Consider the following 16,400-nt stretch of genomic DNA (forward strand, 5'->3'; position numbering starts at 1 on the left):
ATAGAGATTTCTATGGAGTTTTTACAAAACAATTTAATTTATTTAATACCTGCAATGGGTGTTTTCGGTATTATAGTAATGGCCATTAAATCGGCATGGGTTACTAAGCAGGATGCCGGAGATGAAAACATGCAAAGACTTTCAGGATATATTGCAGATGGTGCCATGGCCTTTCTGAAAGCCGAATGGAAAGTGTTAGGATATTTCTCTGCAATTGCAGCCATCTTATTAGCTTATTCAGGCACCCTGGTTGAAACATCAAGTTGGGTTATCTCTATTTCATTCATCATAGGTGCATTTACATCTGCTCTTGCAGGATACATCGGAATGAATATTGCAACTAAAGCAAACGTTCGAACCACACAAGCAGCCAGAACTAGTCTGGCAAGCGCTTTAAAGGTTTCATTTACAGGTGGAAGTGTAATGGGTATTGGTGTTGCCGGACTTGCTGTACTTGGATTAGGAAGTTTATTCATTGTATTTTATCAGATATATGTAATTAACACCGGAGCAAGTGTTAACGGCAAGGAAATGGAAAAAGCACTTGAGGTTTTAGCCGGCTTTTCGCTGGGTGCTGAGTCAATTGCACTTTTCGCCCGTGTTGGTGGTGGTATATATACCAAAGCTGCTGATGTTGGTGCTGACCTTGTAGGTAAAGTTGAAGCAGGTATTCCTGAAGATGACGTACGTAACCCGGCTACCATTGCCGATAACGTAGGTGATAACGTAGGTGACGTAGCAGGTATGGGTGCCGATCTTTTCGGATCTTATGTTGCCACTATTCTTGCAACAATGATCCTGGGCCGTGAAATTACCTCAGTTGATAATTTTGGTGGAATTGCTCCTATCCTATTACCTATGCTCATTGCCGGTCTCGGACTTATTTTATCAATTGTAGCAACTGCGTTTGTGAAAATCAGCAAAGAAACCGACAGTGTTCAAAATGCGCTCAATATGGGTAACTGGTCATCAATCGTCTTAACTGCGATTGTTTCCTTTTTTGCAGTGAACTGGATGCTTCCTGAGAATATGATTATCCGTGGTTTCGAATTCAGTAAAATGGATGTTTTTTACGCAATCATTGTAGGATTGGTCGTAGGAACCTTGATGAGCTTAATCACTGAGTATTATACTGCAATGGGTAAGCGCCCTGTATTGAGTATCATTCGTCAGTCGTCAACTGGTCATGCTACTAACATTATTGCAGGACTATCTGTAGGAATGGAATCAACAGTATTGCCAATTCTGGTACTTGCCGGAGGTATTTATGGCTCTTTCTACTTTGCAGGTTTCTATGGTGTTGCAATTGCAGCAGCAGGAATGATGGCTACTACAGCAATGCAATTATCAATTGATGCATTCGGACCGATTGCTGATAATGCGGGTGGTATTGCTGAGATGAGCGGTCTGCCACCGGAAGTTAGAGAGCGCACCGATAATCTGGATGCTGTTGGTAATACAACTGCAGCTACAGGTAAAGGTTTTGCAATTGCATCAGCCGCACTGACCTCACTTGCTCTATTTGCCGCATTCGTTGGGGTTGCAGGTATCGATCATATTGATATATACAAAGCAGACGTTCTTGCAGGTTTATTTGTTGGAGGTATGATTCCATTTATCTTCTCAGCACTTTGTATCTCAGCTGTGGGTAGAGCCGCTATGGATATGGTAAACGAAGTTAGAAGACAGTTCCGTGAGATTCCGGGAATTATGGAGTACAAAGCAAAGCCAGAATATGAAAAATGCGTGGCCATATCCACTAAAGCATCAATTCGTGAGATGATGCTTCCGGGAGCTATTGCTTTGATTGTTCCAATCATCATTGGTTTTACTTTCGGACCAGAAGTGTTAGGTGGATTACTGGCAGGTGTTACTGTTTCAGGTGTTCTGATGGGTATGTTCCAATCGAATGCAGGTGGTGCATGGGATAACGCAAAGAAATCATTCGAAGCAGGTGTTGAAATTAATGGTGAGATGTATTACAAAAAATCGGAACCGCATAAAGCCTCTGTTACCGGTGATACAGTTGGAGATCCTTTCAAGGATACATCCGGTCCCTCAATGAACATTCTGATTAAACTGATGTCAATTGTTTCACTGATCATTGCCCCGCATATTTCAGCCGGCACTTCACATCAGGTTAAGGTTGAGGTCAGAAAAGAAATGAAGATCATCAATATTGTTGACCAGTCAGGTAATACTGTTACGGACACTTTAATTAACAAAACTGATACAATCAGCAGATAATTAAAAAAACAAAAAAAAGCAGAAGGAGTTTTATTAAATTTCTTCTGCTTTTTTGGTTTAATAAGATTGGTTAAACCTGTATATAAATGATTCTGAGTACATTCAGCCATTCATATACAGGTTTCATAATTCCGATTAAATTAATTACGTTTGAAATCCCTAAAACCACAAGCCATATAAAATATAAACTAAACCAATTCATATGTTCCACAAAAAATCCATTGAACAGTTAATGTTCGAATCCAATGAAACGGGTGCAGGCACATTAAAACGTTCACTAAGTAGTGTTAACCTGATTGCGCTTGGAATTGGCGCAATTATTGGTGCCGGCCTATTTTCATTAACAGGAATAGCTGCGGCAGAGAATGCAGGACCGGCAGTAACCATTTCATTTGCTCTTGCAGCATTTGCCTGTGCATTTGCGGGTTTATGCTATGCTGAGTTTGCTTCTATGATACCAGTTGCAGGTAGCGCTTATACCTATTCTTACGCAACAATGGGTGAATTTATGGCCTGGATCATTGGATGGGACCTTGTTCTGGAATATGCCTTAGGTGCTGCTACCGTTGCCGTAAGCTGGTCGAGATACCTGCTTGAATTGCTGCATAAATACAATATCAATCTACCACATGAATTCATCGTATCACCATGGGAAACAATGAAACTCGGAGATGGAACTGTTATTGAAGGAGGACTGATCAATCTTCCGGCAATTTTTATTGTATGCGTATTATCACTGGTTTTAATCAGAGGAACTCAGGAATCAGCAACAATGAACAATGTGCTTGTTATTCTTAAAGTTGCAGTGGTATTAATGTTCATTACTTTAGGCTGGAGTCATATCAATCCTGAAAATTATGTCCCTTATATCCCTGAAAACACAGGTAAATTTGAAAATTTCGGATGGACGGGTATTTCAACCGGGGCAGCCGTAGTATTTTTCGCCTTTATTGGATTCGACGCAGTTTCAACAGCAGCACAGGAGGCAAAAAATCCGCAAAAAGGAATGCCTATTGGAATTCTGGGTTCACTAATTGTTTGTACTATACTCTATGTCCTGTTTGCCCATGTTATGACAGGACTTGTCAATTACAAAGACTTCGCAGGTGATGCAAAACCAGCTGCTACAGCTTTTGCAATGACAGGATACACTTTCCTGCAGGATGCGTTAATTATTGCGATTCTGGCCGGTTATACCTCCGTTATATTGGTAATGCTGATGGGGCAATCCAGGGTATTTTATACTATGGCTAAAGACGGCCTGCTGCCAAAGTTCTTTGCTGCAGTTCATCCTAAATTCCGGACTCCATGGAAGACTAATTTATTCTTCCTTGTTTTTGTGAGTCTTTTTGCAGGTCTTGTTCCGGTTTCTGACCTTGGACATATGGTAAGTATAGGTACATTATTCGCCTTCACACTGGTATGTATAGGAATTATGGTATTGCGTAAATCATTACCCGATGCAGTTCGCCCCTTCAAAACTCCATTTGTACCCTTTGTACCGGTAATGGGTATCCTTGTATGTCTTTATCTGATGTATTCTTTACCTACAGAAAGCTGGATCCGCTTATTTATTTGGATGGGGTTGGGTGTAATCATTTATTTCATATATGGCAAAAAACACAGTAAAGTTCGTGAGTTAAGGGATGGAAAAATTGTTGAAAAAGACAAAGAATAATCAAATCAACTGAATAGTAAAAAGGTTTCGGAATTTTCTGAAACCTTTTTGCTTTATACCTATTTTTAAATAACCAGTACCAGCAAATTACAGCGATGGAAAATTTCAACTACAAGCAGATTCTCTCAGTAACTATGATCTTATTTGCGATCATAGATATTCTCGGCTCCATTCCGGTTGTGATCTCACTAAGAAATAAGGTTGGCCATATTCAGTCGGAAAAGGCTTCTATTGTGGCTCTACTGATTATGATATTATTCCTTTTTGTCGGAGATGAAATGCTGAAAATTATTGGCCTTGATATTTCTTCATTTGCTATAGCAGGTTCTGTGGTCATTTTTATTATTGCGATGGAAATGATTTTAGGAATCAATTTTTTCAGGGAAGATGAAGATGTACCTGAAAGTGCATCAATCGTCCCTCTGGCATTTCCATTGATTGCAGGTTCAGGAACACTGACAACTCTCCTATCACTAAAATCTGAATATGCAACTCAAAATATAATCGTGGGTATAATTCTGAATATTTGTTTTGTTTACATCGTTCTGAAAAACACGATTTATCTCGAAAAACTTCTTGGTAAAACCGGATTGAATATCATGCGTAAAGCATTCGGGATAATTCTTTTGGCTATTGCGATCAAGCTTTTCAGAAATAATACCGGTCTTTAAGCTGTTTTAATTTTAAGATCTGATTTAATTTTTGATTAATCGTGCAACAAACATTGTATCTGCTTTGTTCTCGTAACCTTTAATTAGCTCAAAGCCCTCAAGCTGCATCCCATGATTTTTTTGAAGCCAGATAATTATTTCTTCATTCTCCTCTCTGAAAACTGAACAAGTAATATAAATCAGCGGCTTCCCCTGCTTCAGGTACCTGATTACATTAGCGGCGATAGTCATTTGAAGATTCTGAAAACCCCGGATCTTATACTCCTCAAACTGACTGATCATTTCAGGAGTTCTGCCCCAGGTTCCTGAGCCTGTGCATGGTGCATCCAGAATGATTCCGTCAAATTCATAATGATGAATTTCAGGGTCTGCATTCTTTGTCAGATCGATCAGTTTCTTTTGATAGGTCCTGAGCCCTGCAGCAATAAAACGCTCATCCAGATTATCTAAAACACTCTCACGAATATCAGAAACCAGAAGTTTAATATCGGGCTGCTCTGAAAACAATAATAAAGACTTGCCTCCCGAAGCTGCACAGGCATCCCACCAATGCTCATACCGGTTAGGTTTGAAATAAACTGCTGTTTTTTGAGAAGACAAATCCTGTACTTCATATGGCTTCACCGGAAAGCTATTATCAGGAAACAGGGTATTCAGATTCGTTCCATTTGGCAGAGCTACCGTGTGCTCAGCAATCAAACTGAAGTCAACATTACTCTCCTCAAGTGTTTTTAGCACCCAGGAAACAGCCTTTGGATGTATTCTGATAAAGAGATCGGGTTGAACAAAAAATGAACGCAGAAAGGCCTCCTTATCAATTCCATCAGACAAATGTTCTGTAAATGGAAATACTTCTTCCATAGCCAATCCTTCATTTAATGAAGCATAGTTTATCTTCTCATCAGATGAGAGATATATCTTCTCATTCAAATCGGGACGAAAATGATGCAGAAAAGGGTTATCAACTGATGTGCAAAGAAACTCCGCAAGAAATAAACGCTGTTCTACCGACTTGTCAGCTACAGCCCTTCCAAGTCTGAAATAATTGTATAATAACCTCGAAGCTGAACGACGATCATTGGAGCCCATTTGTTTATTCCTTTTAAAGAATTCAGGAAGAAATTTGGCAAGAGGTTTATCTGCCGGAAATTTCTCAAAAACCCGCATAAAAGTCCTTAATTGCTGCTCTGCTCTCATTTTACAGGCTGTAATTCAAAATTCTGATATCTTAAAAGCATTAAACCAGTATTCCTGTAACCATATTTAGGGTCTTTCACAAAATGAAACTCATTATGGAGTCCTGTATAAATCTCCTTAACCAGATAATCTGCATACTGCTTGTCATACTTTTCGATCAAGGAACCAAAATAATATGCAGTATCAAATCCTTTAAAGGAATATTCTGATGGTTCCAATCCAAATTCATCACGGTATCTGGCAACAAAGTTTTTCACATTCTGAGCCTTATAATTCACTAAATAGGACGCAGTAATACGGGTATTCAATGCCTGCATCTTCTCAGGGCTAAGATACCTGGCCTTTATCCAGTTCGGATGTCCAAAAAGCTCAATCCTATATTTCTGATTTCTTAATTTATATAGTTTGTCAATGGCAGGCAGTAAAAATACCCTCTCGGATGAAGTAATTATAATCAGGTTGTTTTTAGTGGTGCTCAGATACCCTTCAATTCCAATCGCATTAGGGCGTTCTATTATACGAAATTGAGAACCAGATAATTCGATAAGTGATCTCTTGATGTAATTCGAAAACCGCGCGTCCTCAGTTCTTTGGGTATTGATCAAAATGAGCTGAACCAGTTCAGGTTTATACTGGCTGCTGATAAATTCGGCAATTTTCCTTCCATGCTGATCAATCGAATTATTAATGCTTACGAGATCAGGGTCATTAAATTCTGAAGGCATTGATGCCGCAAGGGGCGAAACCTGAAGGGCTTTACCCAGTTCCGAAAATTCCGAAAATGTCTTGATGCCATCCGGGAATACGGGCCCAACGATCAGATCCTGGTTTTTGACAGATCCGGACATCGCAAGGTTTACTATTTGAGTCTCCTGATTCCGGGTATCAAATACCTGCAGATTGTAATTATGTCCTCCGGCGCTGAGCGAATCAAGTCCGAGCTTAAAACCCTGATAAAAATCTATTGCCAGATCAGCCTTACTCAGGTCACTTTTACGGGATGTTTTAAGATTAAGCGTATTCAGCTGAAAAGGCAGCAGAAGTACAATTGAGTGATCAATATTCTTTTTGACTGGCTCTTCAACCTTTGGCGTAATTATTTCGACCGGTACAGGTTTTTCAGCCGGTTTTGTGGGAATAACTTTTTTTGAGCATGCTGAAAGAAAAATCAGCATGCATATTACGATAAGATAACTATTCCCACTCAATCGTTGCGGGTGGTTTGGAACTAATATCATACACAACTCTGTTAATTCCTTTTACGTTATTAATTATTTCATTCGAAATTTTAGCCAGAAGATCATAAGGTAAATGGCTCCAATCGGCAGTCATACCATCCACAGAACTTACTGCCCTCAAACAGATTACATGCTCGTATGTACGCTCATCACCCATCACACCAACTGATTGTACCGGCAAAAAGATTGCACCAGCCTGCCACACCTTATCATACCAGCCAGAAGATTTTAAATTGCTGATATAAATGGCATCAGCTTCCTGAAGAATTTCCACTTTTTCTGGGGTGATATCATCAAGAATACGAATCGCAAGACCCGGTCCGGGGAAAGGATGCCTGCCCAAAAGAGTTGCGTCCATTCCTAAGGTTTTACCTACTCTCCTCACTTCATCTTTAAATAAGGTATTTAATGGTTCAACTACCTTAAGCTTCATGAAATCAGGTAAACCGCCTACATTATGATGGGACTTAATGGTTGCGGAAGGCCCCTTTACAGACACCGATTCAATCACATCAGGATAAATTGTACCCTGTCCGAGCCATTTTACATCCTGCACTTCATGAGCAGCATCATCAAATACCTCAATGAAAACACGACCAATGGTCTTTCTTTTAGCTTCAGGGTCTTTGATGCCGGCGAGCTGGCTCAGGAATCGATCCCCGGCTCTTACACCGCGTACATTCAGACCCATATGCTGATATGAATCCAGTACCTGATCAAATTCATCTTTACGTAACAAACCATTATCAACAAATATGCAATGCAGATTTTTTCCAATCGCCTGATGAAGTAAAACGGCGGCAACAGATGAATCAACTCCACCGGAAAGGCCTAAAATCACTTTATCATCACCTATTTTCTCTTTTAATGAAGCAATTGTAGTTTCTATGAATGCATCCGGGGTCCAGTCCTGGCTACAACCACAAATATCTACCAGAAAATTTTCAAGAAGCTGCTTCCCGTCGGTACTATGAGTTACTTCCGGGTGGAATTGAATCCCGTAAACATTGGTATTTTTGATATGATAAGCCGCTACCTTAACTGAATCAGTGCTCGCGATAATTTCAAAATTATCAGGAATCGAAGCAATGGTATCGGCATGAGACATCCAGGTTTGAGAACCCTTGGAAATATTTTTAAACAGCGGATGAGTATGATCGATATAATCGAGACATGCTCTTCCATATTCACGTGTTGAGGAGGCCTTTACTTCACCACCCGATGTTTGTGCTATATATTGAGCACCATAACATACTCCAAGAATCGGAAATTTTTCCTGCAAATTCTGATAATTGATCTGCGGCGCATCAGCCTGCCTTACAGAATACGGACTACCCGAAAGAATAACACCCTTAACTGAAGTGTCAAATTCCGGAAGATGATTGAATGGGTGTATCTCGCAGTATACGTTTAGCTCTCTGACTCTCCGGGCAATAAGCTGTGTGTATTGCGACCCGAAGTCAAGAATGATGATTTTTTCTTGCATGGGCAAAGATAACTTTTTTGTACAGAGGCTGAAAGTATTATCTAAGCTTTTAGTTCATTTATGTCCAATGTAATTAAATTGATAAATTAGCTGCATGATTAGGCCACCATCCCCTGTTGTTTCTTTTTTTGCTCATTTAGAACATGTTGACGGACCTATGGTACACCATGTCATTATCATTCCTGACGAGGTTTCCGAACAGTTTATCAGTGGCAAGGGCCCAGTTCGCATTTTATGCAGAATCGGTGATAAACCTGAGTTCCCCTGTGCACTGGTTCCCCGGCATGGCCGTTATGTGGTAATTGCAAGCCTGAAACTGATCAGAGAGAATAATCTTTTAATTGGTCCGGCGTTTAATATGTCAATACGTTCTGACCCTGGCAATGGGCTGGATCTTCCAGAAGAATTCAGTGAAGTTCTGGCTCAGGACGAATTCGCTTACCAGGCATTTTTAGCGCTCAAAGATGGTGGAAAGCGGGGTTATATCTACTATATCAGACAAGCGAAATCGATCGAAACCCGTATCAAAAGGAGTTTTGAGATTGCGGAGAAGCTGAAAGAAAGATTTAGTGGATAGAAAATCGGGAAAAGGAAACAGAGAATGGACAGGTTTTTGCTTGGATTAATTCATGAAGTTAATGATTTTAAACGTTTTACTATTTTTATTGTTATCCGCTTGTGATATTCCATCAGGAAATCACTACGTTCCGTCTTCTAAAATTAAGGCAGTACCAACCAGTGATATAGCTGTAAATAAACCAGAAGAAATAATTGAATCTGATACGGACACACTGGCTTCAGAAGTTATTCATACTAAAAGAACCAGAGCAGATGAGCTGGTTGGTTTTGCAGAAACATTGCAGGGCATTCCATACAAATATGGCTCAACCGATCCACATATAGGTTTTGACTGTTCCGGTTTTATAAGCTATGTTTTTAATCATTTTGGGATATCAGTACCAAGATCATCCAGGGAATTTACTCATATAGAAAAAGAAATAAATCTAAAAGAAGCAAAACGGGGGGATATTATTTTATTCACAGGTACAGACAGCACCAAACGCGTTGTTGGCCATATGGGAATCATTACTTCTGATAAAGGGGAGAGCCATGAATTTATTCATTCCACCTCAGGAAAGGCCTATAGCGTTACCAAAACACCATTAAACCGGTATTATCAGGGCCGTTTTGTGAAAGTAATCCGGATTTTCAAGGACAATGAGATCTGAGTTCAGAATATTGTTCTAAATAATTCCATAAAGCGAACCACCCTTTTCTCCAAGTTTGTTTACTCTTTCTTCCACCTTTTTGTCCTTAATAAGTTCAGGAGCATGGTGCTTTTTAAGCCTGGCATCGATAATCATCGGTCCTTTACAACCCCAGTGTTTATGCTCAGTGAAGGAATTAATTCCATAAATATCATGTGAAGGATTACTTCTTGTAAAGCTAACCCATACAAAGTTATTTATAGTGTGTGCTACGAATCCGGCATCATCACATAAAATAAATAAAGGCAGGCCGTCCAGATCTTTGGATGATAGCGCTGCATTCAAAATCTCAATTTCATGCTCGGTCTGCTGATAGCTCTCAAAGCCAGGTGATTCAATAGCCAGTACCCCGGGCATTACCATCTTATAGTTGGTGAAAGGTTGCGGAAGGGAAAAAGACTGAGGCAATTCCGTCCAAATATTGCGCTTTTTATCCCCAGCAGCCGCAATGGCAACTTTCGACCCGGAGTTTATATCAGTCCCGCTATAATCAAGTGTATCAATCGTGGTTCTGGTGTAAAAATGCAGGTCACGGCTGAGGTCAATCCGTTCCAGGATATGCTTAAAAAATCCCTGAATATTGCTGGTTTTGAGCGAAGGATCATCCTCTTTACTGCAAATGAACAGGTATTTTGCAAGGCTTAGCTGACTTTTGCCCAATATATGATTTGCGATAGTCAGGATCTCCTGAGGCTTCTTTTCTTTCAGATATGGTGTATAACGCTCACTGCCGATTGCAAATAGTAATGGATGCACTCCTGCTGCATCAACTGCATTTACTTCATGCAGGCCCGGAATTTCCTTTGGAATAGCAGATCCGGTAATCTCATGAATCAGTGCCCCAAAGCTTGTATCTTCCTGGGGAGGCCTTCCAACAACAGTAAAGGACCAGATGGCATTTTTACGATGATATACATTTCTTACCTTCATCAAAGGAAAAAGATGCTTCAGACTGTAATAACCCAGATGATCCCCAAAAGGGCCTTCAGGTTTATTCTGACCTGGCTCTACTGTACCTGTAATCACAAAATCTGCATCAGAGGAAATACAGAATCCCTCCTCATCATAAAAATATCTGAATCTTCTGTTTCCAAGGGCACCGGCAAAGGTCATCTCCGACAAACCTTCTGGTAATGGCATCACAGCAGCCAGAGGATGGGCTGGAGGCCCGCCAATGAATATACTTACCTTCAGTGCCTTGCCACTCGCATTTGCCTTAGTTTGATGTACTCCAATACCACGGTGCAACTGATAATGCAAGCCGATTTCCTGATCCTGGATATACTCGTTTCCTCCTAGCTGAATCCGATACATGCCAAGGTTTGAATTCATAATCCCCGGCTTATCAATATCCTCTGTATAAACCTGTGGCATAGTTACGAACGGTCCGCCATCCATCGGCCAGTTAACTATCTGCGGCAATGCCGAGATCGTTGTTTTACCGAATTTAACAGGAGAAAACATTTCTTTATTCCATGGCAATGCCGAAAATGCGGTCAGGCCAGCTCCGGCATATTTTAATGGGTTTTTAACTGCTTTTAAAGGATCAGATTTGAGATCAACCAGCGTTTTTATCGCTTCAAGTGTATCCCTGAACATAAATTTTGACCTCTCCAGCGTACCGAACAAATTGGATACAGCCGGGAACTTAGTTCCTTTGATATTTTCGAACAGGATTGCCGGCCCTTCATTTTCGAACACCCGCAGATGAATTGCTGCAGCCTCAAGAAAAGGGTCAACCTCTTCCTTAATTCTGATCAGATGACCATGTTTTTCAAGATCTGAAACGCACTCTGCTAGACTTTTATAACCCATGGATAAAATTCACTGGAATAAGGCTGCAATTTAAGAAATTGCAGCCTCAGAAGTATAAGGGATCTCAGGGATATTGTTAAAGAATTGCAATCTTCTCAGAACTTGAGGCACTCTACACCAAACCGGTTCAAAAAATCAACTCCCTCATCTGTTGGAAGGCCTTTATATTCAGCATAAGATGCTTTATACCAAACCTTTTTAATTCCGGAGGAAAATATGATCCTGGCGCAGGCAATACATGGAGAAAGGGTAAGATAAAGAGTTGAACCTTCGAGTGTGGAACCGTTCTTTACAGCATAAAGAATTGCATTCTCTTCGGCATGAAGTGCAAGGGAACAACTATTCTTTGAATCGCGCGGACAACCAGTTTCAGGCCATTCTTCGTCACAATTATGAGTACCTGCAGGTGGTCCGTTATACCCTATTGAGATAATCCGTGTATCCTTGGTTAAAACAGCACCAACCTGGGCCTTCACGCAATGTGAGCGTTGGGCCAGGTCGCTTGCCAGATCCATAAAAATCAAGTCGAAGCTTGGTTTAACTTTCATTAATGTGATGCTTCTGCCTCCAGATCATTTACATCAATACCTTGCTTTTTCAATTCAGAGCTTACTTTAATTGCAAAATAAACCAGATAGACAAAGCAAAGGAATGGAACGATATATGAGAAATGTATACCACTGGTATCAGCCAGAATTCCCTGTACAGGTGGAATGATTGCTCCACCCAATATCATCATGATCAGGAAGGCTGAACCCTGAGAAGTATATTTACCCAAACCAGTAATGGCAAGCGCAAAAATACATGGCCACATAATCGAGCAGCAAAGTCCGCCACTTAAAAACGCATAAATAGCAACCTGACCTTCGGTCATTAATCCGATGATCATTGCAATAGATCCCAAAACACTAAATGTAAGCAGGGTCTTTGCTGGTTTATCCTGACTGTAAAAGAATCCGGCGATCAGAATCACAATGCATACCCCGTAAATAAGGAACTGCTCAATAGAAGCCCCGTTTAAATGATTTGCAATAAGAATAATTGCAAAGGCAACAAAAGGAACAATAATGGTGAGTATGGTCTTTGTACGCTTCTCCAGTTTAAATATACTTACCGCACCTGCCCAGCGACCAATCATCATACTTCCCCAATAGAGTGAAATAAATGGCGCAATTTCAGATCCTGTCAGTCCACCGAATTCAGGAAGTTCCAGTAAAGCTCCCATATTACTCTGAATTGTTACTTCCACCCCTACATAGGTAAAAATAGCGATCATCCCTAAAATAAGCTGTGGATAACCCATTGCTCCCCAGCCAGTTTTATCTTTCCCGGCAGATCTGAGTGCTAAAAGCAAAGTAGCTACCATTATGAAAAGTGAGAGATAAACAAATATATTCATTCCCACACCTGTTGCAGCGGCGATTGGATCAGCTGCTAAAATCAATAAGAAGGCAACAAAAATAACGAACAACGGCATATTGGTCTTTCCGCTTGATTCAACCTTTTCATCGCTGGTGACCTTAGGTAATTTTGCCATCCAGAAATAAAGTGCAACTGCTAAAAACAAGCCTGCCAGAATGTAGTACAGCATATTGATCGACTCGATTTCAACTTCCTTTGGTGCAGCACTTGTAGCTGTTCCGAAGAGAATAATACTGACAGCAATCGGACCTAATATCCCACCGAGATTATTAACACCTCCGGCCAGATTCAAACGATTGGCACCAGTAACCGGACTACCAAGAGCAACCACAAAAGGGTTTGCTGCAGTTTGCTGAAGTGAAAAGCCAATTGCAACCACAAAAAAGGCGGCCAGAATGAAAGCAAAAGAACCAGAACCTACAGCAGGAATCATCAACAATGCTCCACCGGCTGATACAACAAGCCCGATAGCAATACTGTTCTTATATCCCAGATAATTCAGAATATCAACTTTAATGATCTTGGATGCATAAAATAAAATAAGGGATCCAATAAAATAACCTCCATAGAAAGTAAAGTCAATTAATTGGGACTCAAATTGCGTCAAACTAAAATGTGTCTTACAAAAAGGAATAAAAATCCCATTACTGGCAGCCAGAAAGCCCCAAAAGAAAAACACTGTAATCAGTGTATATAAAGCCGAGGAATAATTTTTTTGTGAATTGTTATCCATAACTGGTTTCTAATGTTAAATAATTATCTAACATAAATTAAATTTCTCATATCTCTAAGTTTTAAATGTTTTTATCATTCTTACTATATATTTCTTTGTTTTTAGGTTAATTTGCGAAAAAACTTTTAGGAATATACATTCGGAATGATAGAATCAATCGTTTCAGGAATAGGATTGGGATTTGTGCTTTCGTTTCTAACCGGACCTGTATTTTTTGCTCTGATAAAAACCAGTATTGAAAAAGGGTTTGCTGCAGGTGTTTCACTTGCTGGTGGTGTGGTTCTGAGCGATGTTTTTTATGTTGGCATCAGTTTGTACGGCACATCATTCATCGCACTTGAAAACACCTACCGACTTCAAATAGGAATTGCCGGCAGTACTATCCTGTTCGTAATTGGGCTCTATTATCTTTTCAAGAAAGTTAAGGTGAATTATGAGCAGACCAGCTCAAAGAGAAAAAATACCGGTTATTTTATCAAAGGATTTTTGATGTGCATATTCAACCCGGCTATCCTGCTTTACTGGCTGAGCGTAACCAGCAGCGTTATATCGATTTCGGGAGAAATTAAATCTTCTGAAATTGTCCCATTCTTTGGGTCAATTCTGATCACTCAATTTAGCCTGGATGTGTTAAAGGCGTATTATGCTAATAAACTGAGGTACAGGATTAAGGAAAAGAATATTGCCCAACTAAATCGTATTGCAGGAGTCCTGATACTGATCTTTGCAGCAAGATTGATCTATAACTTATTGACGGGGCACTCCTTAGTTTAATTGATAGTTGACAATTGATAATTGAATTAGAATTGAGTAGTCAGTATTGAGACAAAATTCGGGTTCAGCTAAAATTCCATTTTAAAGAAGGTTGTGAACGTAAGAATCTTAATTTCAATTGAAAGAAATAGTTCTACTGAAGTAGTTTTATCAATTCTCAACTTTCAATTCTCAATTCTCAACTTCTTTAGTACGCCCGTTGATTCTTCCCTTCCATCCAGTTCATAAAGGCCTTATTTACAACCTTATTCCCTCCGGGTGTAGGGTAATTACCAGAGAAGTACCAATCCCCAAGATGGCCTGGAATTGCTTTATGAAGATTGTCGAGTGTTTGGTAGATTACCTTTATTTCTGTTTTGATTTCCTTTGGAGTGATGATCTTTGCAATCCTGTCAGAAATTTCCTGATCAGTAAACTGGCTGTAAATTTCCTGAACAAAATTTTCAGTCTGCATATTCCCAAGTTTCTCAGATTCTTTACAGTTCTGATAAACCCTGTTAATAATATCTTCCCGGCCGGTTTCCCTTAACAGTGAAATGGAAGCCTCAAATGCAACGAACTCACCCATCCTAGACATATCAATTCCATAACAATCAGGATACCTGATCTGAGGTGCTGAAGAAACAACAATAATTCGTTTTGGCCCTAGTCTATCCAGTATTTTAAGAATACTTTGCTTTAATGTGGTTCCTCTGACAATAGAATCATCTAATACAACCAAATTATCAGCCCCTTTGTTGATCAGACCATAGGTAGTGTCATAAACATGTGCTACCATATCCTGCCGGTCGGCATCCTGGGTTATAAAGGTGCGAAGCTTCACATCTTTTATTGCAATTTTCTCAATTCTGGCCGACATGTTCAGCACTTCTTCCAGTTCGGTATCCGAAATTTTATCAGCCCGATTTAAAAGAATATCCTTTTGATAATCCCTAAGGTATTTATGAACCCCTTCAACCATCCCATAAAAAGCAACTTCAGCAGTATTAGGTATGTAAGAAAAAACTGTATTCTTGAGATCATAGTTTATCTCATTAAATATCTGCGGACAAAGGAACAGTCCAAGTTGTTTTCTTTCACGATAAATATCAGCATCACTTCCTCTTGAAAAATAGATACGCTCGAAGGAACATGATTTCTGCACTTCCGGTTCACGGAATTGCTCTTCAGTTACCTTTCCGTTCTTTTTAATAATGAGGGCATGGCCGGGCTTAATCTCTTTTACCTGTTCTAGAGGAATATTAAATGCCGTTTGTATAGCGGGGCGTTCAGAAGTAACGATTACGATTTCATCATCATGATAATAAAAGGCTGGTCTAATACCAACCGGATCGCGCATCACAAAAGCGTCTCCGTGTCCCAGAATACCACTAATAGTATAACCCCCATCCCAGGTCTTTGCAGAGCGACGTAATATTGATGCTACATCAATATGCTCAGCGATCTGGTGACTTATTTGTTCGTTAGAAAAACCTTCGTTTTTATACTTATCAAACAACTCCTGATTTTCTGTATCGAGAAAGTGTCCGATCTTTTCGAGTACAGTAACAGTATCAGTTCTTTCCTTAGGATGCTGCCCAAGTTCAAATAACTGCTCAAGCAATTCATCAACGTTGGTCATATTGAAATTGCCGCTTACAACAAGGTTTCTGGTCATCCAGTTATTCTGACGTAAAAAAGGATGGCAGCTTTCAATACTATTTTTTCCATGGGTGCCATAGCGTAAATGTCCCATCAATACCTCACCGGTAAAACTCACATTTTCCTTCAGCCAGTCAGTATCCTGTAATAATTCGGGTGATTCATTGTGAACATCCGCGAATTTTTTTTGAACATATTCAAATATCTCTGCTACTGCATTTGCACCCATG

At 39.9% G+C, this 16,400-nt stretch carries 13 protein-coding genes; 6 read left to right on the forward strand and 7 right to left on the reverse strand.

Annotated features, from left to right (window positions below; genetic code table 11):
- Positions 1 to 12 precede the first annotated feature (12 nt).
- The 3 genes from VGE44_RS12325 (at position 13) to VGE44_RS12335 (ending at position 4,596) form a co-directional block, all read left to right on the forward strand.
- The gene (locus VGE44_RS12325; protein ID WP_331079467.1) at positions 13 to 2,247 is read left to right on the forward strand and encodes a sodium-translocating pyrophosphatase; all 2,235 of its coding nucleotides are present in this window, start codon (positions 13 to 15) and stop codon (positions 2,245 to 2,247) included.
- Positions 2,248 to 2,449: 202 nt separating this feature from the next.
- The gene (locus tag VGE44_RS12330) at positions 2,450 to 3,925 is read left to right on the forward strand and encodes an amino acid permease (protein ID WP_331079469.1); all 1,476 of its coding nucleotides are present in this window, start codon (positions 2,450 to 2,452) and stop codon (positions 3,923 to 3,925) included.
- 95 nt (positions 3,926 to 4,020) lie between these two features.
- Positions 4,021 to 4,596 (forward strand): MarC family protein, encoded by a 576-nt coding sequence (locus tag VGE44_RS12335; protein WP_331079471.1) that lies wholly within the window; start codon positions 4,021 to 4,023, stop codon positions 4,594 to 4,596.
- Positions 4,597 to 4,620: 24 nt separating this feature from the next.
- On the opposite strand, the gene VGE44_RS12340 is transcribed toward VGE44_RS12335, so the two are convergent.
- The 3 genes from VGE44_RS12340 to guaA are packed head-to-tail and all read right to left on the reverse strand — an operon-like array spanning position 4,621 to position 8,517.
- Entirely contained in the window at positions 4,621 to 5,793 is a 1,173-nt protein-coding gene (locus VGE44_RS12340; protein ID WP_331079473.1) for an RsmB/NOP family class I SAM-dependent RNA methyltransferase, read from the reverse strand.
- The gene (locus VGE44_RS12345) at positions 5,790 to 7,031 is read right to left on the reverse strand and encodes an ABC transporter substrate-binding protein (RefSeq protein WP_331079475.1); all 1,242 of its coding nucleotides are present in this window, start codon (positions 7,029 to 7,031) and stop codon (positions 5,790 to 5,792) included. Before VGE44_RS12345 ends, VGE44_RS12340 begins: the two co-directional genes overlap by 4 nt.
- Positions 6,988 to 8,517, reverse strand: a complete 1,530-nt coding sequence (guaA, locus tag VGE44_RS12350) for a glutamine-hydrolyzing GMP synthase (RefSeq protein WP_331079477.1) — start codon at positions 8,515 to 8,517, stop codon at positions 6,988 to 6,990. Before guaA ends, VGE44_RS12345 begins: the two co-directional genes overlap by 44 nt.
- Before the next feature lie 94 nt (positions 8,518 to 8,611).
- On the opposite strand from guaA, the gene VGE44_RS12355 reads away from it, so the two are divergent.
- Positions 8,612 to 9,094: a YdeI/OmpD-associated family protein gene (locus VGE44_RS12355; RefSeq protein WP_331079479.1), complete on the forward strand. Its 483-nt coding sequence runs from the start codon at positions 8,612 to 8,614 to the stop codon at positions 9,092 to 9,094.
- A 61-nt stretch (positions 9,095 to 9,155) separates the two neighbouring features.
- Positions 9,156 to 9,746: a C40 family peptidase gene (locus VGE44_RS12360; protein ID WP_331079481.1), complete on the forward strand. Its 591-nt coding sequence runs from the start codon at positions 9,156 to 9,158 to the stop codon at positions 9,744 to 9,746.
- Positions 9,747 to 9,761: 15 nt separating this feature from the next.
- On the opposite strand, the gene VGE44_RS12365 is transcribed toward VGE44_RS12360, so the two are convergent.
- From VGE44_RS12365 to VGE44_RS12375, 3 genes are all read right to left on the reverse strand, one after another.
- The gene (locus tag VGE44_RS12365) at positions 9,762 to 11,600 is read right to left on the reverse strand and encodes a UbiD family decarboxylase (RefSeq protein ID WP_331079483.1); all 1,839 of its coding nucleotides are present in this window, start codon (positions 11,598 to 11,600) and stop codon (positions 9,762 to 9,764) included.
- A gap of 95 nt (positions 11,601 to 11,695) precedes the next feature.
- The gene (locus VGE44_RS12370; RefSeq protein ID WP_331079485.1) at positions 11,696 to 12,148 is read right to left on the reverse strand and encodes a dCMP deaminase family protein; all 453 of its coding nucleotides are present in this window, start codon (positions 12,146 to 12,148) and stop codon (positions 11,696 to 11,698) included.
- Positions 12,148 to 13,755: an MFS transporter gene (locus tag VGE44_RS12375; RefSeq protein WP_331079487.1), complete on the reverse strand. Its 1,608-nt coding sequence runs from the start codon at positions 13,753 to 13,755 to the stop codon at positions 12,148 to 12,150. The genes VGE44_RS12370 and VGE44_RS12375 overlap by 1 nt, the downstream gene beginning before the upstream one ends.
- A 144-nt stretch (positions 13,756 to 13,899) precedes the next feature.
- Between VGE44_RS12375 and VGE44_RS12380 the strand changes: the two genes are divergently transcribed.
- Positions 13,900 to 14,529 (forward strand): LysE family translocator, encoded by a 630-nt coding sequence (locus VGE44_RS12380; protein ID WP_331079489.1) that lies wholly within the window; start codon positions 13,900 to 13,902, stop codon positions 14,527 to 14,529.
- 187 nt (positions 14,530 to 14,716) lie between these two features.
- Here VGE44_RS12380 and VGE44_RS12385 read toward each other — a convergent pair.
- Positions 14,717 to 16,400 (reverse strand): amidophosphoribosyltransferase (locus VGE44_RS12385; protein ID WP_331079491.1); only part of this gene is annotated, 1,684 nt, incomplete at its 5' end.

The organism is Daejeonella sp., from assembly GCF_036405355.1.
In the GTDB taxonomy this organism is placed as follows: domain Bacteria; phylum Bacteroidota; class Bacteroidia; order Sphingobacteriales; family Sphingobacteriaceae; genus Daejeonella.

Coding starts and splice junctions, on each gene's coding strand:
- VGE44_RS12360 (WP_331079481.1), top strand. CDS start 9,156: ATGATTTTAAACGTTTTACTATTTTTATTGTTATCCGCTTGTGATATT.
- VGE44_RS12325 (WP_331079467.1), top strand. CDS start 13: ATGGAGTTTTTACAAAACAATTTAATTTATTTAATACCTGCAATGGGT.
- VGE44_RS12335 (WP_331079471.1), top strand. CDS start 4,021: ATGGAAAATTTCAACTACAAGCAGATTCTCTCAGTAACTATGATCTTA.
- VGE44_RS12330 (WP_331079469.1), top strand. CDS start 2,450: ATGTTCCACAAAAAATCCATTGAACAGTTAATGTTCGAATCCAATGAA.
- VGE44_RS12370 (WP_331079485.1), bottom strand. CDS start 12,148: ATGAAAGTTAAACCAAGCTTCGACTTGATTTTTATGGATCTGGCAAGC.
- VGE44_RS12365 (WP_331079483.1), bottom strand. CDS start 11,600: ATGGGTTATAAAAGTCTAGCAGAGTGCGTTTCAGATCTTGAAAAACAT.
- VGE44_RS12380 (WP_331079489.1), top strand. CDS start 13,900: ATGATAGAATCAATCGTTTCAGGAATAGGATTGGGATTTGTGCTTTCG.
- VGE44_RS12345 (WP_331079475.1), bottom strand. CDS start 7,031: ATGATATTAGTTCCAAACCACCCGCAACGATTGAGTGGGAATAGTTAT.
- guaA (WP_331079477.1), bottom strand. CDS start 8,517: ATGCAAGAAAAAATCATCATTCTTGACTTCGGGTCGCAATACACACAG.
- VGE44_RS12340 (WP_331079473.1), bottom strand. CDS start 5,793: ATGAGAGCAGAGCAGCAATTAAGGACTTTTATGCGGGTTTTTGAGAAA.
- VGE44_RS12355 (WP_331079479.1), top strand. CDS start 8,612: ATGATTAGGCCACCATCCCCTGTTGTTTCTTTTTTTGCTCATTTAGAA.
- VGE44_RS12375 (WP_331079487.1), bottom strand. CDS start 13,755: ATGGATAACAATTCACAAAAAAATTATTCCTCGGCTTTATATACACTG.